This is a genomic window from Pseudomonas sp. NPDC088414, assembly GCF_044753325.1.
GTDB lineage: Bacteria > Pseudomonadota > Gammaproteobacteria > Pseudomonadales > Pseudomonadaceae > Aquipseudomonas.
The window spans coordinates 48,167-66,160 of the sequence record NZ_JBIVMY010000028.1; the positions used below are offsets into that span (position 1 = coordinate 48,167).

Sequence of the window (17,994 nt, forward strand, 5' to 3'; positions counted from 1 at the left end):
TAAGCAGGAGCCGACATGCCGCGCACGCTCATCAGAAAGAACCCGAGCAACTTCAAGACGCTGCCGCTGTTCGTCGAGGCCACGCCCGAAGGCCTGACGTATCAGAGCGTCGGCATGCCGCTGAATTTCGCCCAGACACTGCAGCGGCGCAAACCGGTGAGCGTGGCGGATGCCGAGCGCTTTGCGGTGGAACTGGCCAACCTCGGGGTCTCTGTGCGCCTGACCCTGCACTGGCAGAATCGCGATTACTGGGTGCTGGTGCGCCAGCGTCGGCAGGACCGTGGCGACGTCGTGCTCAAGCTGATTTCCGGCTACGTGCCTGCTCAAGAACTGAACATCCCGCTGCACACGGCGATTCAGGAAATTGCCGAAGAGTGTCTGCTGGAAACCCCGGAAGGCTGGCTCGGCGGACGCTTCAACGACACCTGGCTACCCGCGCCCTACTACGCCGCCCTGCATTATCGCGAGGCCCTGCCGTTTCGCCTGACGCCGCAGTCCGGTTCCGCGCGGCCGGTGCGCTGCGCCAATCTGCAATTGCTCGAACGGCCACGGGCCTATGTGCACCTGCCCACCGCATCGCTGCAACTGATCTACGACTTGCGCCTGGAAGTGCCAAAGGAAGCCAAATCCCTGAGTCTGTTTCACGTCGATGAACGTCTGGAAGGTGATCAACTGGTGGCGCGACTGGACCGCAAACGCCCCGATCTGTACCTGATGCCGTTGCAGGACGGCGAACCGCTGGCCGAGCTGTATACCTTGAAGAAAGGTCAGCTGTCTCCGGCAGGCACGCGCGGCCTGTATCTGGCCGAAAGTTTTGCCAGACAGGACGGCTGGCTGGTGCGCGAGGAGCGGATTCGCTGGAAGGACTGGTTACGCCAGCAGGGTCTGAACCCGCCGGAGAAACCTACTGGACTGGCGCGGTTGCGCGGCAAGGCGAAGCAACTGCTGAAGAAGATCGTACCGCGCAAGAAAGTCAGTTCCTGAAACGCAAAAGATCGCCGCCTGCGGCAGCTCCTGCACTGGAATGCATTCCAATGTAGCAGCTGCCGCAGGCGGCGATCTTTTGGCTTTATTGACCGCGGATTTTTTCCACGATCGCAGTGGTCGAGCTGTTTTCCACCAGACCCAGCACCTTCACCGTACCGCCGTAAGCCTTGACGATATCGGCACCAACAACCTGGTCGATACCGTAATCACCGCCCTTGACCAACACATCCGGCTTGACCTCGCGCAGCAGGTTTTCCGGGGTGCCTTCCGGGAAACTGATCACCCAGTCCACCGCACCGAGGCCGGCGAGAACCGCCATGCGTCGGTCGACACTGTTGATCGGACGTCCCGGCCCCTTCAGGCGGCTGACCGAGGCGTCATCGTTGATCGCCACGATCAGACGGTCGCCCTGGGCGCGCGCCTGCTCGAGGTAGGTCACATGACCGGCATGCAGAATGTCGAAGCAGCCATTGGTGAAGACGATGCGCTCGTTGTGCGCACGGGCATCGGCGACCGCCAGTACCAGTTGCTCCAGACCCAGGACACCACGCTCTGAACCCTCTTCGCGCTGGATCGCACGGCGCAGTTCCGGAGCGCTGATCGCTGCAGTACCGAGCTTGCCGACCACGATGCCCGCCGCCAGATTGGCCAGCGCCACCGCGTGCGGCAGTTCTTCACCGGCAGCGATCGCCGCCGCCAGGGTGGAAATCACCGTGTCGCCGGCACCGGTCACGTCGAACACTTCACGGGCACGGGCCGGCAAATGCAGCGCCGGATGCTCCGGACGCAGCAGGGTCATGCCGTGTTCACCACGGGTGACCAGCAACGCGCCGAGTTCGAGATCGTGCATCAAGGTCGCGCCCTTGCTCACCAGCTCGTGCTCATCGGCGCAACCGCCGACGATGGCTTCGAATTCGCTGAGGTTTGGCGTGATCAGACTGGCGCCACGGTAGATCGAAAAATCCTTGCCCTTGGGATCGGCCAGCACCGGAATGCCTTTGGCCCGGGCCGCCTGAATCAGCGCCTGATGGTTTTTCAGCGCGCCTTTGCCGTAGTCGGACAGCACCAGCACCTTGATCCCTTCGAGCAGATCATCGACCTGCGAGGCCAGGGCCAGCGCATCGGTGGCAAACGGCTCTTCGAAGTCGATACGCAGCAATTGCTGGTGCCGGCTCATGACCCGCAGCTTGACGATGGTCGGCTGATGCGCAATGCGCTGGAACAGGGCACGCACGCCCGCGCCCTTGAGACTGTTGCTCAGGCTGTCGGCGGCTTCGTCATCACCGGTCACACCGACCAGCGACGCCGGCGCACCCAGCGCGGCAATGTTCAAGGCAACGTTGGCAGCACCGCCCGGGCGGTCTTCGATTTGCTCGACTTTTACGACCGGAACCGGTGCCTCAGGGGAAATCCGTGAGGTTCCACCATGCCAGTAACGGTCGAGCATGACATCGCCGACCACCAAGACTGGGGCTTGATCGAATCGCGGCATGGACAACTTCATGGAGCAACCCACATACAAAATGAACAGGGGCGCGATATTAACACAGGGTTGGCGCAGGCTTGAGTGCAGCCTGCAACAGGATGAAACAGTCCGTATCTTTGATCATTTTTTGAGCACCAGTGCCGCCAGCTGTCCACAGGCTTCGGACAATTCCAGCGCCTCGGTGTCTATTTGCCACTCGGCTGCCAATGGTGCTTCGTAGGGGCTGTCCACGCCGGTAAAGTGCTTGATCCGACCTTCCCTTACAGCCTGATACAAGCCTTTCGGATCACGCCGGGCGCAGACTTCCAGCGAAGTACTGACGTGCACTTCAATGAAATCACCCTGGGTAAACAGCCTGCGCGCAGCGTCGCGTTCGGCGCGGAACGGCGAAATCGCCGCAACGATCACAATCAGCCCGGCGTCGACCATCAACCGCGCCACCTCGGCCATGCGCCGGATGTTTTCCCGGCGGCAGATGTCGCTCATGCCCAGGTCGCGACACAGGCCATTGCGCACATTGTCGCCATCGAGCAGAAAGGTGTGCAGACCCGACGCATGCAGGTGCAGTTCGAGGGCATTGGCCAGGGTTGACTTGCCGGCGCCGGAAAACCCGGTCAACCACAGGCAACGCGGGCGTTGCGCCTTGAGCGCGGCCCGGGCCTGGTGCGAAAGCGCCAGACCGTAAGGCCGAATGGCGAGCGTCTGTAGCGGCAGTGACAGGGACTCATTCATAACCGAGCAACTCGTAATCACGCTGATAAACCCGACGCACCAGACGCCGGGTGCGCACCGAACAGAACTCGCGCGCCGGCATCGATTGCCGTTCCCGCGAGCCGTTGACGTGAGGCAACTCGCCAGTCAGCCCCAACTGTTCGCAAACCAGACGAAAATCCCGCGTCAGGTGTTCCTGATAACCGATGAAGTCCAGCGCCAGATGCCCCAGCGAGTCCGTCAGAAAGTCGGTCTGCGCGGCAAAGTGCAATTGCCGGGCAATCGTTTCCGGATGCAGCCAGCGCGCGACAAAATCGTCGAAATCCCGGTACTGCCGCACCAGCCGTTGCGCCGGATGGTCACGGGCGCTCAACTCGTTGCCACGCAAAAAGGCGTAGGCCGAATAGGCGCGTTCCAGCGGGTTGCGGACAAAAGCGAACTTGAAAGCGTTGGCGAACTGCTCGGGGAACTGCTCTTCATACCAGTACAACGGCAAGTGCCCGGGACGCCAGCCGTCGAACAGTGCCGTGCAAACGCTGCTGCCGGCGCATTTCGGGACATGGATAAACAGGCAGGAGCGCTGCTGGAAGGGCTGGGGAAACGTCAGGTTGGCTGACATCGACTTGTTCACCACCTGCCGATCGACTACTGACAGGCGCCCGAGCAGAAAGGCCCGCTGTGGCTTGGGCAGCAGTTTCCAGAGATAGCGTTGCAGCATGAAAGCACCCGCGCGACGGGGATGGCCCCCTCGATGAAAGTCAGAGTTCGTTGAGGAACCTTAACAAGCGCGATGCCCGGATTTATTCCGGTTTGGTCAAGAAGGGTAAAGGTCTGGATACAAACGACTGTGGGAGCGAGCAGGCTCGCTCCCATAGGGCAGGGCCTGGAATCAGGCGATATTTTCGGCCGGGGCATCCAGGCCCATGGCGTTGAGGCGCGCGTAGTAACCATTTTGCGCCAGCAACTGGTCGTGGGTGCCGCGCTCGACGATACGCCCCTGATCCATGACCAGAATCAGATCGGCCTTCTCGATGGTCGACAGACGGTGAGCGATCACCAGCGTGGTACGCCCCTTCATCACCTGATCCAGTGCCGCCTGAATGTGCCGTTCGGATTCGGTGTCGAGTGCCGAGGTGGCCTCGTCGAGAATCAGCAGCGGCGCATTCTTCAGCAGCGCACGGGCAATCGCCAGACGCTGGCGCTGGCCACCGGAAAGCAATACGCCGTTCTCGCCGACCTGAGTGTCCAGGCCTTGCGGCAGTTGCGAAATGAAGTCCATCGCGTAGGCATCACGCGCGGCTTTTTCAATGTCTTCACGCGGCGCACCGGCCAGATCGCCATAAGCGATGTTGTTGGCCACGGTATCGCTGAACAGGGTGACGTGTTGGGTCACCTGGGCGATGTGACGACGCAGGTTGAGCAGCTTGTACTGCTCGACTTCCACGTCGTCGATGAGAATTTCGCCCTTGTCGTGGTGATAGAAACGCGGAATCAGGTTGGCCAGCGTCGACTTGCCGCTGCCCGAACGCCCGACCAGTGCGACCATCTGCCCCGGCTGGACCGAGAAGCTGATGTCGTCGAGTACCTGACGTTCGGTGCCAGGGTAGGTGAAGCTGAGGTTGCGCACATCCAGACGACCGCTCACCGCATCGCGCTCGACGGTGCCGGTATCGACTTCCGGCTCGACATCCAGTTGCTCGAAAATGCTCTCGGCACCGGCCACGCCTTTCTGAATGGTCGAGCTGACTTCGGACAATTGACGGATCGGCTTGGGCAGCAGGCCCGCCAGGGTGATGTAGGCGACCATGTCACCGGCCGAGGCGTCACCGCGCAGGTACAGCACCAGGAACATCAGCACGGCCATGGCGGTGTAAATCACCAGTTGCAGCATCGGCGTGTAGATCGCACCGGTACGGGTCATGCGCAGTTGCTTGTCGGTGTTTCCCTGGCTGGCATCGAGGAAGCGCTTCTCTTCATAGGCCTCGCCACCGAAGCTGCGCACCACGCGATAACCCTGGATGGTTTCCGAGGCGACATGCGTGACATCGCCCATCGCCAGCTGGATCTTCTTGCTCTGCTTGCGGAATTTCTTGCTGGCGGTGCGCACCATTACGGCGATCAGCGGCAGGATCGCCACCATCACCAGGGTCAGCTTCCAGTTCATGAACAGCAACGAGGCAAACAGGAAGATCACCGTCATGCCTTCACGGATTACGACCTTGATCGCATCTGTTGCCGCCCCCGTGACCATGGTCACGTTGAAGGTGATACGCGAAATCAGATGACCGGAGTTATGCTTGTCGAAATAGCGGTTAGGCAGTACCAGCAGGTTGTTGAACAGCTGCACGCGCAAGTCATGCACCAGCCCGAGGGAAACCTTGGCCAGGAAGTAGTTGCCCAGATAGGAGCCCAGCCCCTGCCACGCGGCGATCAGAATGATCAGCAACGGTACGGCCTGCAGCAGTTGCAGGTCGCGCAGGTACGGCACGGAGGGAAACAGCACCGCCTCAGGGTTGGACAGGCCATCGACAAAGTACTTGAGGATGTAGCCGAGCATTGGCTGAGTCGAGGCAAAAATCAGAAAGCCGACGATGCTGATCAGGAACAGACTGATGTACGGCCGGACATAGCCGAGCAGGCGGAAGTAGATTTTCAAGCTCGATGGGCTTGCGGCGGGACTGGAATCGGTCATATCACGCGAAAGTCGATAAAAAGGACGCTGACTTTAGCACAGCTTCTTCAGGGTTCTGGCAATCGGCGAAAGGCTGTTATTGTTATGCACCTCTTCTGCATCAAATAGCCATCACTCGAATGGTCGATCAACCTCAGGAATGAATCTCACAGCATGCAACTTCGCGGCTTCAGCAGTACGTCCAATCGGATTTTCGATTTCATTAGCCTGTGGATTCTTCCCACCGGTTATTTCCTGCTCCTGTGCGCGCTGTTCTTCTTGCCGGGTCGAAGTCTGCATCACAAGTTGTTCTATGGCCTGTTCAGCATTCCGACACTGATCGCGCTGTGCCTGCGCCCGCGCGAACTCAAGGAGCTGCTGCGCGAGCCGATTTTCATCGCGGCCCTGCTGTTCGCCGCCTGGGCGTTGCTCAGCCTCGCCTGGGGGCCGGGCGGTGAGCCGCTCGGTGGAATGTTCAAGCCGCCACTGCATACCTTGCTGCTGTTTGCCGGCTGCTACCTGCTGGTGCGCTACCGCAGCGACATCCTGCAACCTTTGCTGTTCGGCGCCGCATTGGTCGCGCTGATTGCTACCGGCGTTTTCCTGTTCATGTTCGCCCGGGTTTATGAGCCGGGGATGCGCCTGATCGGCGGCGGCGCCTTCGACAATCCGCTGCTCAGCTCGCACCTGTTCGGGTTCTTCAGTGCCTACTGGCTGAGCGTGACCATGACCTGCAAGCGTCGCCAGATGATGTGGCTCAGCGTGCCGGCGATGGCAATCATGTTCATGGCCGTGATCGGCACCGGTTCCCGGACACCGCTGGTGGCACTGACCATGGCTGCGATATGGCTGTGCTTCATTTGCTGGAACCGGCGCTCGGTGGGGTTACTGATCGCGCTGTCCCTGAGCGGCGTAACAGTCATTGCCCTGTTTTCGCAGATGATCACCGAACGTGGCGACTCCTATCGCCTGGAAATCTGGCAGAAGGTACTGCACATGATTGCCGATCATCCATGGATCGGTCATGGCTACAGCGCCACCCTTGCCGTGGACCCCGGTAATGGCGTCAGCTTTCAGGAACCGCACAGCTTTATCCTGGGCGTGCTGTATTACGTCGGCATCATCGGCTTGCTGCCCTGGTTGTTCTTCCTGCTGTGGGGCCTGCTGAGCAGTTGGCGTCAGCGTGTGCAGCCACTGCTGATCATTGCCTCGACCTGGCTGGTATTCGGTATCGGGGCCGGGCTGACCGAGGGCGGCGGAATCATCTCGCGGCCCAAGGAGCACTGGTTCCTGTTGTGGATCCCGCTGGCACTGATCGCAGCGTTGAGCATCAATCAACGCGCGCGGCGCCTGTTGACCCAGCCGGTGCAAAAGCTGGCGACCGCTGACCTGGAGCACATGAGCAGCGCGGCCCAGATCATTGAAGAAGACGGCCTCGGCCCGAAAGTCTTGCGCCTGACCGACGGCAGCTTCCTCAAGCTGTTCCGCCGTCGCCGCTGGTACACCTCCGGCAGCTTCAATCCCTACTCCGAACGTTTCGCGGTCAACAGCGAACAGCTGCGCCAGATGGGCATTCCGACCCCGCAAATATTGAATCTTTACCGTCTCGACGATGGCAGCAGCGCCGTGCATTACGCCCCGCTACCGGGGCACACGCTGCGTCAGGTGCTGCAAAGCATTACTGCCCCGGCAGTGCGCCAGGCGCTGGTGGAGCGTTTCGGCAAATTCATGGCGCAACTGCACGAGAAAGGCGTTTATTTCCGCTCGCTGCACCTGGGTAACGTACTGGTACTGGAAGACGGCGAGTTCGGTTTGATCGATCTGGCCGACCTGCGTATCTACCCTACCCCGCTCAGTCTTTCCCTGCGCCAACGCAATTTGCGTCATATGCAACGTTACACTGTCGACAAACGCTGGTTATTCGAGGATCACCTCGAAGCGTTGCTCCAGGGATACGCCGTGACGGCGTCCAAATCCGCGGTTGAAAATCTGCACAGGCAAGTGCTGGCCGGCAACGCCCCGGCCCGGGTTCAATGATGAACGAAACCAATCCTCTATTTGCACTGGCCGCCTATCTGCTGGCCATCGTGACTTCGGCCCTGCTGTTGCGCGCGGTACCGAAAATAGCCCGGTATCTGCAGCATTCCGGTGAAAGCCGCTATGCCAGCATCGACGGCCTGCGCGGCTATCTGGCGTTTGGCGTATTCGTGCACCACTCGATCATCACCTGGATTTTCCTGCGCACCGGTGTGATCGATTTCCCCCCGAGCAATTTCTATTCGATGCTCGGTCAGGGCAGCGTGGCGCTGTTCTTCATGATCACCGGATTTCTGTTCTGGAGCCGCTTGCTCGCGCAAGGCCGCAACCACGACTGGCTGGCGTTCGGCGTATCACGGGTTTTCCGCCTGTATCCGCTGTACCTGCCGTTGATGGTGCTGGTGTTCGTGTCGGTCTTCCACTTGCAGGACTGGCAACTGAAAGAACCCGGTCTGGAACTGTTCAAGCAGGTTCTCGCCTGGCTGACGTTCGACCGGCCGGACATCAACCAGTACCGTCACTCCGGCATGCTGATATCCAACGTCACGTGGACGCTGGCCTATGAGGTGTTTTTCTACCTGGCGCTGCCACTCGCCGGGCTGGTGTTCATCTACCGCGGCAACTGGTTGCAGGTGGTGCTGTGCCTGATCGGCATCTACGCGCTGTACCAGGTCATCGGCTGGGAGCATTCACTGAAAAAACACTTTCTGGCGAGTTTCCTCGGTGGCATCGCTGCCGCCTACTGGATTCGCCGACCGGCGCTCGTGGCGTGGAGCCAGTCGCGTCTGGCGAGCATCATCGCCGTGCTCGCGCTGGTGATTGCATTCACCGCGTTCAGTCGGGCATTCAAGACAGCACCGCTGTTTCTGCTGGGACTGTTTTTCGTGATCGTGGCGTCCGGCAATAATCTGTTCGGCGCGCTGAAACCACGCAGTATTCGCTGGCTCGGCGAGATCAGCTACAGCACCTACCTACTGCACGGTTTCGTGCTGTGGCTGATGGTGCAACGGCTGCCGCTGCTGCTGGATATCGATGCGCGGGAAACGGCGGTGTACCTGCCCCTGGTGGCCGTCTGCACGTGCTTGCTGATTCTGATCAGCAGCGCGACGTTCCTCTATATCGAGCAGCCGGGCATGGCTGCCGGCAAGAAGGTTGTGCATTGGCTGCGCCAGCGTCAGAAGGGCGAAAAGCGCCTGCCGGAGAAGGTCGCTCGCTGAGCGCGAGCGACTGTCGGCTCAGTCCTTTTCCAGTGGGGAAAAGAGCAAACGCCCCAGTCCGCGCCAGGTCTTCTTGTTCCAGGCCTTGAACGGGATCTGCGCCAGCAGCTCCCTTGCCAGCTTGCGATTGCGATTGGCGGTCTTGAGGAACATCGAGTTCAGCGCCTTGAAGCGCACTTCGTCGTACAGCGGATGATCGCTGAACAGCGCATAGGTGCGCAGGATGTTCTCGATCATGAAGCGGTGATTCTTGTACGAGTTGGTGGCGTGCTTGCGGTAGCGCGCCATCACCATGTTCAAACCGTCGATGAAGTAGCCAGCACGGGTCACCTTGAGCTCGATGTACAGGTCTTCAAGACGAATCGTCGGATCGAACCCTCCCACCTTCTCCAGCGCCTCGCGACGAATCATCAGCGTCGGCGCCGGCGGATACGGCTTGCGCTCGAGGAACATGTCGTCGAAATCCAGACGACGGAACGGCACGTCGCGGCGCTGACGTTTCTCCGGGTAAAGACTGCCGTCGGCGTGCATCAGCTCGATATTGCCGGCACAGATCCCGACTTCAGGCTTGCCGTCCATATACGCCACCTGGGTGGCAATACGTTCGGGATACATGATGTCGTCGGAGCCGAACGGCACAATCAGGCTGCCCTTCGAACGGGCGATAGCGCCGTTGAGGGTATTGGTCAGGCCCTGATTCTGCTGCACACGGAAATCGAAGCCGTACTGCGCCTGCAGCGCGTTGATGCGCTCGACGCTGTCGTCCTTCGAACCGTCATCGACCACCAGCAACTCGATGTTCTTGTAGCTCTGGTTGAGGACGCTGAGGATGCTTTCCTCAATGTACAGGCCGTGGTTGTACGAGGCGATGATGACGGTGACGAGGGCGTTGGCTTCGCTCACGGCTTTCTCTTCGCTCACGGCTGCTCCTTGCGGGCCTGCTCCAGGCCAGAGTCGATCAGGTCCAGGTATTCCTGACGGAACACCTCGATGTCGTGCTGTTCCTGCAGATAGCGATACGCCTGCTCGCCCTTGGCCTTGAGTTCGTCGTCCGACAGCGCGAGATAGTTATCCAGCGCGGCGACCAGACTCGGCACGTCCTTGGGCGTGATCGCCAGACCACCGGCACCTTCGATCAGCGGCAACATCGCCGGCACGTTCGAAGCGATCACCGGCAAATGGCCGCTCATGCCTTCGAGCAACGCCAGGCCCAGGCCCTCGGCCAGCGACGGCATGGTCCAGATGTCGAACGCACGCACGTACTGCAGCGCGTTTTCCTTGAAACCCAGCAGGTGCGCACGGCCGCTCAAACCCAGTTGCTCGATCTCGGCTGCCAGCGGCGCCTGCAAACGCCCGGCGCCAATGATCGCCAACTGCGTATTCGGGTACTTGTCCTTGAGTTGGGCGAACGCCTGCAACAGGTAGGTGTGGCCCTTGACCGACACCAATCGCCCCAGCGCGCCAATCAAGCGCACATTCGAGTCAATGCCCAACAGCTCGCGCGCTTTCTCACGACTGTGCTGCAAGCCTTCCGCCTGCTCGATATCGATGGCATTGGTAATGGCATAGGTGTTCTGGTCGGTGAAGCCGCAATCGCAATCGAGCAGGTATTGTTTGACCGCTGGCGACACACCGACGAACCGCCAGTGCCGATCGATCAGACGCTGGGCCTGACGACGGCGGTAGAAGCGATCGTACTCACCGAAACCGTGGGAGATGCCAATGCACAGCGGCACCTTCAACCAGCGGTTGAGCGCCAGCATCATGTTCACTGGTTTGAAGCGGTTGCAGATCACCACGTCGAACTTTTCCCGGCGGCAGAACTTGTACAGCTGCCACATCGCCCGCAGGCGCATGCCCTTGAGCGACTTGTCGGAAAACTCGAAGTACACCGAGTGATCGGCCCGGCTCACCGGCTCGCCCGGCCCCGGTTTGCCGCGCAGGAAAGCCGCAGTGATCTCATAGCGATCGCTCGGCAAGGCCTTGACGATCTGCTCGGCGAGGTCGGCGAAATCATGGGCTTTGACGTTGTAGTCGGGTTGCAGCTGCAACACCTTGAACCGTTGACTCATGACTCTCCCCGCTGGACGCCTGTCTCACCGTGCTTCAATAGCCAGAGCAATTCCTGGCGTCTGACCGCTTTTCGAAAAAACTCGTTCTCGCCGTACACCGACGCGGCCCGCCCGGCCAGCACACGCTGGATAATCCGGCGCAGGCGCCGCTTGAACGGTGCCGGCGGCTGCAGGTCATGCATCATGCCCAGCGCCATGGCCTTGTCTCGTTGCAACTCGATCGACAGCGGCAGGCACAGCGGCTGCATCGGCACCGCCGCATCGAAGGCCGGCGGCAAGGCAATGCCCTGCCCGGTGTTGCCCATCGGCCAGCGGTCGTTGTCATGCAAATGGTTGGCATAACCGAGCAGCGTCGGCTGCCAATCGAGACCCTGGAGCGCCTGCAAAACCGCTTGCTGGGCGCAGATATGGTCAGGGTGCGGATCGAGGGTCGGGTGCGGCAGCACGATCACCTCCGGACGGGCGCGCAGCAGCACTTCACGCAGGTCGGCCAGCAGGTTGTTCCAGGTCGGCGCACCATCGGCATCGCCCGGCAGAGTGAACGGATTCAACTGACGAAACAGACGCGTGTCGTTCAGGTCGGCTTCGCGCGAGCCCACCGCCTGATTCGGCGCGGCCTGCATCGCCGCCAGTTGCAGGCAGAAGTAACCGAGTTGTACGCAGTGTTCCTGCGGCACACCGGCCCAACGCGGCACGGTAAGGCTGTCCCAGGCACGCAGACGGCCTTTGAGCCGCGCCGCCTCGACCTTGCTCATGCCCATCTGCTGATAATGTTCGGCTTCGATCTCGCCAGCGGTCAGGGTGACGATCCAGGCGTCATCGGCCTGACTGTACAAGCCATACGCCGCCAGTTCGGCATCGTCGGCGTGCGGTGCAATCACCATCACCCGCTGACGGCGGTAGTCCGGTTGCTCCAGCGCCCACAGCAGCGGCTCGCCGGAGACTCGGCAGAAGCGCCCGCGCAAGCGCAACTGGCCTTGCGACAGAGCTTGCGCCTGACCGCTGAGGTTCAGGTAACGCAGGCCACTGACCCCGCGCTCGAAGGTTTGCGCATCCGGATGCGCCCCGCCGAGCAGTTCGACGCGCGGATCGAAAAAGCGTCCCAGCCAAGTGCTTTTGACTTTTACCGCGAGGATCAACGTCGCTTCGTCGACCAGCATCACGCCGTCATCCAGACGCAATTGCTCGCCGCTCAAATGCACCTTCGGCTGCGGTGTAAACGGTGGAAAACTGTACTGGTAATCGTCTTTCGGCGAATAGAACAAATGATCGGCAAACCACGCCTCGTGGGCGACCCAGCCGACCAGCGCGAGCACCAGCGGTAACCACCACGCGACCAGCACACCAAGCGCGATCAATACGATCAGGGCGATCAGCAAGGTGATGCGTTTATTGCGACGATGACGCTTGAGCAGTTGCTGTTTGCGGCTCATGGGCTGACTCATACGGTGAACACCGGCACAGGATTGCACCAGCGATCCTTGTATTCACGGTCGGCGCGACCGAAGGAAAACCGCAGCGGCTTGTTCAGCGCCCGCGCATGCTCCCAGGCGCTTTGCGTATTGAGGAAGCTCAACACGCTACCGGGGCTGAATTCGCGGGTTTCGGGATCGACGCCGCCGTTGATGTACTCGACGCTGATCCACTCCGGCGCTTCGACGCGGTACACCAACTGGATGGCGATCGGCGCGTCGTTGAGGAAGATCACCGAGCCGATCAGCAGTTCGCGCAGCAGCTCGATGACTTCGGCCATGCGCGCCGCGCCGGTGGCCGGGAAGCCCCAGCGGCGCTGGAACAGATCACAGTAGATCGCCGCCAGTTCGGCGCTGGAGAACTCGCCGACTGCACGCACCACGCCACCCGCCTCTTCCAGCAGGCGCAATTCGCGGCGCTGGTTATAGCGAAACTTCTTCGACAGCTCTTCGGGGGTGCGGGCCATGGCCAGTTGTTCGGTCTGCAACTTGAGGCCGCTGAAGCGGTTTTCGTTGAGCGCCGACAGATAGCGTGCGCGATGACGCAGCGGGGCCTGGGCATCGGCGGCGGCCGGCAGGATCAGCTCGGCATTGCCGAGGTCGAACAGGCCTTTCTTGCCATTGCGCTTGAGCACGTCTTTGGACAATGCCAGATCGCGGCCCCAGGTCGGGATCGCCGCTTTGACTTCGCCGTCCTGTTCCCATGCCAGATAACGCACCGGGATGCCGGCCAGATCCGCCAGACGTTCGACCACCATCGGATGCGTCGCGACGCTGCCGCCAAAACGCTGCCAGGCGGTGGCATAGGTGGAGGCGTCAACGGGCGACCAGCCACGTTCGCGCCAGCCTTGAAATCGGTTGAGCATCAGCCCCTCGGTGCCAGATCGGTAACTTGCGGCAGACGCCAGAAGGTGTCGCGCACCGCACGGTCGGAGAAACGCTCACGCAGGCGATCGAGCATCAGCTCGGCGCACTGCCGGCGTTGCTGATCATCCATACCGGCCAAATGTTGCAGGCCTTGTGCAAGGTGTTCGGCATCGCCCAGCGGGAACAGAATCCCTACACCTTCGACCACTTCCTTGGCCCCGCCACAGGCCGTGGCGAGCAACGGCACGCCAGCGGCCATGGCTTCGAGCAGCACCATGCCGAACGGTTCGTGATCGGAGCTCAGGGCAAATACATCGAAGGCGCGGAAGTAATTGCGCGCGTCCGGCACCTGACCGAGAAACAGCACCCGGTCACCGATGCCCAGTTCCCGGGCCAGCTCCTTGAGGTCCTGCTCCAGACGGCCCTTGCCGAGAATCACCAGTTGGCTGTTGCCCGGCAGACCGGGTAACGCCGCGGCAAAACCGTGCAGCAAGGTGGCCTGATCCTTGTCCGGGTGCAGCCGTCCGACGTTGCCGACAATGAACGCATCCGCCGCCAGACCCAGGGTCTCGCGGGCCTCGCGGGCCGACACCTGACTGGCCTGCAAGGCCGGCACATCGATGCGGTTGTACAAGGTCTGGATGCGGGTCGACGGCCATTTCGGCAGACAGCGCCGCATGTCGTCGCGCACCGCGTCGGAGACGCCGAGCAGACTCAGACGCTTGCGGAAAATGTGCGCGAACAGCTTGCGCGTGCCGCGTTTGTAATCGTCAAACGCGTGGTGCACGCCAATCACCGGCAGCGACGTGCCGAGCAAGGCGATGTAGATCGGCTTGAAGCGATGGGCGATGCAGAAACTGAAATTGCGTGAAGCGGCGATCTTGCGCAGATCGCCGATGGCGCCCAGCTTCAGGCCACGAATGGCCTTGGAGCTGTATTCCATGAACAACACTTCATCGGAAGCACACGCTGCGGCCACCTCGCTGTCGGCGGCCCCGGTCAGAAAGACCGTGGTCACCCGATAACCGGTGCCCGCGAACAGGCTGGCGTACTGCCGTGCGCAGTCGAGGAACGGCCCGTCATAGCCGTGACAGAACTGCAGCACATGGCGTTCAGCCGAGCGAGTCATAAGCGTTTGCGCCCTCTTTGACCACCAGAATGTCTTCCATGATCAGGTACTGCAGATCGGAGCCGAAGAACATGTTCAGGGCGTCGGTCGGCGAGCAGATCATCGGTTCACCACGACGGTTCAGCGAGGTGTTCAGCGACACGCCGTTGCCGGTGAGGTTTTCCAGCGCCTTCATCATGTCGTAGTAGCGCGGGTTGTATTCGCGCTTCAGCACCTGGGCACGGGATGTACCGTCTTCGTGGACGACTTCCGGCACGCGGGTCTTCCACTCTTCCGCCACTTCGAAAGTGAAGGTCATGAACGGTGCCGGGTGATCGATCTTGATCATCTGCGGTGCAACGGTGTCGAGCATCGACGGGCAGAAAGGCCTCCAGCGCTCGCGGAACTTGATCTGGTGGTTAATCCGGTCAGCCACACCGGCCACGCTCGGGCAACCGATGATCGAACGACCGCCCAGTGCACGCGGACCGAACTCCATGCGGCCCTGGAACCAGGCCACCGGGTTGCCATCGACCATGATTTTGGCGATCTGCTCCGGCATGTTGTCGAGCTTGCGCCAGGTCGGCTTGTTCTCGTGACGGGCGCACGCGGCGATCACGTCTTCGTTGCTGTACGACGGGCCGAGGTAGACGTGTTCCATCTTCTCGACCGGCACGCCACGGGCGTGGGACACATAGGCCGCTGCGCCGACCGCGGTGCCGGCATCGCCGGACGCCGGTTGCACGAACAGTTCCTTGATGTCATCGCGGGCGATGATTTTCTGGTTCAGCTTGACGTTCAACGCGCAGCCACCGGCGAAGGCCAGCTTGCCGGTTTCCTTGAGCACATCGCCCAGGTAGTAGTCGATCATCTGCAACGCCAGTTTCTCGAACAGCGCTTGCATGCTCGCGGCGTAGTGGATGTACGGTTCGTCGGCGATATCGCCTTCACGCTTCGGACCCAGCCACTCGATCAGCTTCGGCGAGAAGTAGAAGCCTTTGCCCTTCTCTTTATAGCGACGCAGGCCGATCACGTTGGCGTAGTCGGTGTTGATCACCAACTCGCCGTTCTCGAACGAGGCCAGACGCGAGAAATCGTATTTGCTGGCGTCGCCGTACGGCGCCATGCCCATGACCTTGAACTCGCCGTCGAGCATCTCGAAACCGAGGAACTCGGTGATCGCGCCATACAGGCCGCCGAGAGAGTCGGGATCGAAGAATTCCTTGATCTTGTGGATCTTGCCGTTTTCGCCATAACCGAAGAAAGTCGTGGCGTACTCGCCCTTGCCGTCGATGCCGAGGATCGCGGTTTTCTCTTTGAAACCCGAGCAGTGGTAGGCGCTGGAGGCGTGAGCGAGGTGGTGCTCGACCGGCTCGATCTTGATCTTCTTCGGATCAAAACCCAGTTGCTCCAGGCACCAGACGATCTTGTTGCGATAGCGCTTGTAGCGACGGTTGCCCATCAGGATCGCATCGAGGGCGCGATCCGGTGCGTACCAGTAACGCTTGGCATAGTGCCAGCGGGCCTTGCCGAACAGGCTGATCGGGGCGAACGGAATCGCCACCACGTCAACGTCGGACGGCTTGATACCGGCCTGTTCCAGGCAGAACTTCGCCGATTCGTAGGGCATGCGGTTCTTTGCATGCTTATCGCGGACGAAGCGCTCTTCTTCAGCCGCCGCCACCAGCTTGCCGTCGATGTACAAGGCGGCTGAAGGGTCATGGCTAAGGGCGCCGGACAGGCCAAGAATCGTCAATGCCACAGGGTCTAGCCTCTTTAGTCTGCATTCAGGCGCGATGCGCCTCGAAAATTGATGTGCCCTCGCACCGGGCGAGAGACAGCTAAAGGGCGGGATTATAGCGTAAAAGCGCCGACAAGCCTCTAGCGGAACTGGCCGGCCTTTGCGTTGACACTCCCGAGCCTCTCAACATAGACTTCCGCGCAAATGGGCTGGGGGATCCCGGTCGGCGCTAATGCCTCGGTGAGATCACCGGGGCTTTTCGCTTTCTGGGGGAGGGAAAACCTTCAACCCCCAGTTCTCGAAACCTTTCCCAACTTTATTCCGCCCACCGCTGCAATAGAACTTGCGCCTGAGCACATCAAACGCGCGATTTTCCTGACCCGCCCTCAAAACACTCATGCCGATCGGCCTTGCAACAAGATCAGCCAGCTGCAATCCGGTGGAATTGACTTGTTTTGTGGCGAAGACGATGTCAAACGGCAGTTGAACCCCCAATCGGTTAGACCCGCCACAAACCCTGCGAAACTCCAGCTCAAGCTCGTTATCCTCTCGCTTGCCTCGCCGCTCGAAAATCACATGCGTTAACACTTTATGTTGATGCTTTTCCTGCAAAAACTCATGCAGCGTTTCCAGACAGAAGCCGAGAGCCAAGTGGTAGGGGTTGTCCGCAGATGCCTGCTTTTCGCGCAGCAAGGCCTTGTCGATAACGCAACTGATCAGGACAAAATTGATGGCCTCGATAATGCCGGTCAATTCGTCGAGAAAGGCATGCTTGTGCACTCTCGAAGTGAACAGGCTGGAGAACGCTCCTTTTTCTTTTCGAATCTCCAGCTCATGCAGCACGATCAGATCGTGCCCCATATGGTTGAACTTGAATTTCTGGACAGCCGGAATGACCTTTTCGCAGTAATGCCTTTTGTGAAAGACGCAAAAAGCGAGCACGAATATCGGGTAATAGGGATCCAGCTTCTGCATCCCGTGATCACCGCTTTCATCAACATAGACGATGTAGTCACTGTATCTCCCGGACGGATACAAGAGCGCTGCCGCTTCAACAATCGCTTGCGACTCGCTCTGGTTTTCAAACAGAGAAAATTGCAAAACAGTTACCCGCGATCTGTTCGCCAATAGATGCCGATATTGCCATCCACGACCTGTTGATAAATCGTATACGGCAACACCACCGTATCCAGCACCCCGGACAATGGCAGGTCCAGCAGCACAAATGGCAGCAGCACGCCGGTAGGGTCAGGAGGGGCATTGAGTACGCAGAAATCGAATGCCAGACCACTGTAGATCCGCGGAATCGACTGGCAGTAGGTCTTCTGTTTGCGCATGTCGCGGGCGACGTCGGCGTCCATTTGCAGGAACGAGGCGGCGGTGCCGCAGCCGGATAAAAGCCAGGCGCAGGTGCTGAGTGTTACGGCGTTTTTGATGGTCAAGTCTTGCCCTCCAAAGTGGTCAGGGCAAGCTAGCACCGGGGCTGGAGCGGGCACAGTTCATGGCTTCTGGAGAAGCTGTAGGACAAGTCAGTGGAGTTTGTCCGCTATTGCTCAACGGGAGTTTTTTGGGGCTTGAACGCCCTATCGCGAGCAGGCTCACTCCTACAAGGGAATGCATTTCCA

The 17,994-nt window shown here is 60.4% G+C and carries 15 protein-coding genes; 3 read left to right on the top strand and 12 right to left on the bottom strand.

Going from position 1 to position 17,994, the window contains the following annotated elements; genetic code table 11:
- The first annotated feature begins 15 nt into the window (after nt 1-15).
- Nucleotides 16-984 carry a metal ABC transporter ATPase gene (locus ACIP8I_RS20895; RefSeq protein WP_400763541.1) on the top strand — a complete coding sequence of 323 codons (969 nt, stop codon included), beginning with the start codon at nt 16-18 and terminating at the stop codon, nt 982-984.
- Nucleotides 985-1,069: 85 nt separating this feature from the next.
- Here the strand turns inward: ACIP8I_RS20895 and hldE are convergent, their stop codons facing one another.
- The 4 genes from hldE to msbA all read right to left on the bottom strand — a co-directional run bounded on the left by hldE (nt 1,070) and on the right by msbA (nt 5,876).
- Nucleotides 1,070-2,491 (bottom strand): bifunctional D-glycero-beta-D-manno-heptose-7-phosphate kinase/D-glycero-beta-D-manno-heptose 1-phosphate adenylyltransferase HldE, encoded by a 1,422-nt coding sequence (hldE, locus tag ACIP8I_RS20900; protein WP_007967376.1) that lies wholly within the window; start codon nt 2,489-2,491, stop codon nt 1,070-1,072.
- Nucleotides 2,492-2,593: 102 nt separating this feature from the next.
- Nucleotides 2,594-3,205 carry an adenylyl-sulfate kinase gene (gene cysC / locus ACIP8I_RS20905; RefSeq protein WP_400763545.1) on the bottom strand — a complete coding sequence of 204 codons (612 nt, stop codon included), beginning with the start codon at nt 3,203-3,205 and terminating at the stop codon, nt 2,594-2,596.
- The gene (locus tag ACIP8I_RS20910; protein WP_367082766.1) at nt 3,198-3,902 is read right to left on the bottom strand and encodes a sulfotransferase family 2 domain-containing protein; all 705 of its coding nucleotides are present in this window, start codon (nt 3,900-3,902) and stop codon (nt 3,198-3,200) included. The genes cysC and ACIP8I_RS20910 overlap by 8 nt, the downstream gene beginning before the upstream one ends.
- 171 nt (nt 3,903-4,073) lie before the next feature.
- Nucleotides 4,074-5,876, bottom strand: a complete 1,803-nt coding sequence (gene msbA, locus ACIP8I_RS20915) for a lipid A export permease/ATP-binding protein MsbA (protein WP_007967369.1) — start codon at nt 5,874-5,876, stop codon at nt 4,074-4,076.
- Between the two features lie 153 nt (nt 5,877-6,029).
- Here msbA and ACIP8I_RS20920 point away from each other — a divergent pair, with 153 nt between their 5' ends.
- A complete protein-coding gene (locus ACIP8I_RS20920) occupies nt 6,030-7,892 on the top strand; it encodes an O-antigen ligase family protein (protein WP_400763548.1) in 1,863 nt (620 codons plus the stop codon).
- Nucleotides 7,892-9,109: an acyltransferase family protein gene (locus ACIP8I_RS20925; RefSeq protein ID WP_400763550.1), complete on the top strand. Its 1,218-nt coding sequence runs from the start codon at nt 7,892-7,894 to the stop codon at nt 9,107-9,109. The genes ACIP8I_RS20920 and ACIP8I_RS20925 overlap by 1 nt, the downstream gene beginning before the upstream one ends.
- Nucleotides 9,110-9,127: 18 nt before the next feature.
- Here ACIP8I_RS20925 and ACIP8I_RS20930 read toward each other — a convergent pair whose 3' ends face one another.
- The 8 genes from ACIP8I_RS20930 to ACIP8I_RS20965 form a co-directional block, all read right to left on the bottom strand.
- The gene (locus ACIP8I_RS20930) at nt 9,128-10,030 is read right to left on the bottom strand and encodes a glycosyltransferase (protein WP_400763552.1); all 903 of its coding nucleotides are present in this window, start codon (nt 10,028-10,030) and stop codon (nt 9,128-9,130) included.
- Nucleotides 10,027-11,181 (bottom strand): glycosyltransferase family 4 protein, encoded by a 1,155-nt coding sequence (locus tag ACIP8I_RS20935; RefSeq protein ID WP_400763554.1) that lies wholly within the window; start codon nt 11,179-11,181, stop codon nt 10,027-10,029. Before ACIP8I_RS20935 ends, ACIP8I_RS20930 begins: the two co-directional genes overlap by 4 nt.
- On the bottom strand, nt 11,178-12,614 hold the full coding sequence (locus ACIP8I_RS20940; RefSeq protein WP_400763556.1) for a PIG-L deacetylase family protein: 1,437 nt from the start codon (nt 12,612-12,614) through the stop codon (nt 11,178-11,180). Before ACIP8I_RS20940 ends, ACIP8I_RS20935 begins: the two co-directional genes overlap by 4 nt.
- Nucleotides 12,615-12,622: 8 nt before the next feature.
- Nucleotides 12,623-13,519, bottom strand: a complete 897-nt coding sequence (locus tag ACIP8I_RS20945; protein ID WP_367082758.1) for an antimicrobial resistance protein Mig-14 — start codon at nt 13,517-13,519, stop codon at nt 12,623-12,625.
- The gene (locus ACIP8I_RS20950; RefSeq protein ID WP_027611372.1) at nt 13,519-14,649 is read right to left on the bottom strand and encodes a glycosyltransferase; all 1,131 of its coding nucleotides are present in this window, start codon (nt 14,647-14,649) and stop codon (nt 13,519-13,521) included. Before ACIP8I_RS20950 ends, ACIP8I_RS20945 begins: the two co-directional genes overlap by 1 nt.
- A complete protein-coding gene (locus ACIP8I_RS20955; RefSeq protein ID WP_007967355.1) occupies nt 14,633-16,390 on the bottom strand; it encodes a carbamoyltransferase in 1,758 nt (585 codons plus the stop codon). Before ACIP8I_RS20955 ends, ACIP8I_RS20950 begins: the two co-directional genes overlap by 17 nt.
- 225 nt (nt 16,391-16,615) lie before the next feature.
- Entirely contained in the window at nt 16,616-17,470 is an 855-nt protein-coding gene (locus tag ACIP8I_RS20960) for a DUF3800 domain-containing protein (protein WP_400763559.1), read from the bottom strand.
- Nucleotides 17,471-17,475: 5 nt separating this feature from the next.
- The gene (locus ACIP8I_RS20965) at nt 17,476-17,811 is read right to left on the bottom strand and encodes a YceK/YidQ family lipoprotein (RefSeq protein ID WP_400763562.1); all 336 of its coding nucleotides are present in this window, start codon (nt 17,809-17,811) and stop codon (nt 17,476-17,478) included.
- Nucleotides 17,812-17,994 lie beyond the last annotated feature (183 nt).

Coding starts and splice junctions, on each gene's coding strand:
- hldE (WP_007967376.1), bottom strand. CDS start 2,491: ATGAAGTTGTCCATGCCGCGATTCGATCAAGCCCCAGTCTTGGTGGTC.
- ACIP8I_RS20935 (WP_400763554.1), bottom strand. CDS start 11,181: ATGAGTCAACGGTTCAAGGTGTTGCAGCTGCAACCCGACTACAACGTC.
- ACIP8I_RS20925 (WP_400763550.1), top strand. CDS start 7,892: ATGAACGAAACCAATCCTCTATTTGCACTGGCCGCCTATCTGCTGGCC.
- ACIP8I_RS20895 (WP_400763541.1), top strand. CDS start 16: ATGCCGCGCACGCTCATCAGAAAGAACCCGAGCAACTTCAAGACGCTG.
- ACIP8I_RS20940 (WP_400763556.1), bottom strand. CDS start 12,614: ATGAGCCGCAAACAGCAACTGCTCAAGCGTCATCGTCGCAATAAACGC.
- msbA (WP_007967369.1), bottom strand. CDS start 5,876: ATGACCGATTCCAGTCCCGCCGCAAGCCCATCGAGCTTGAAAATCTAC.
- ACIP8I_RS20920 (WP_400763548.1), top strand. CDS start 6,030: ATGCAACTTCGCGGCTTCAGCAGTACGTCCAATCGGATTTTCGATTTC.
- cysC (WP_400763545.1), bottom strand. CDS start 3,205: ATGAATGAGTCCCTGTCACTGCCGCTACAGACGCTCGCCATTCGGCCT.
- ACIP8I_RS20945 (WP_367082758.1), bottom strand. CDS start 13,519: ATGCTCAACCGATTTCAAGGCTGGCGCGAACGTGGCTGGTCGCCCGTT.
- ACIP8I_RS20910 (WP_367082766.1), bottom strand. CDS start 3,902: ATGCTGCAACGCTATCTCTGGAAACTGCTGCCCAAGCCACAGCGGGCC.
- ACIP8I_RS20950 (WP_027611372.1), bottom strand. CDS start 14,649: ATGACTCGCTCGGCTGAACGCCATGTGCTGCAGTTCTGTCACGGCTAT.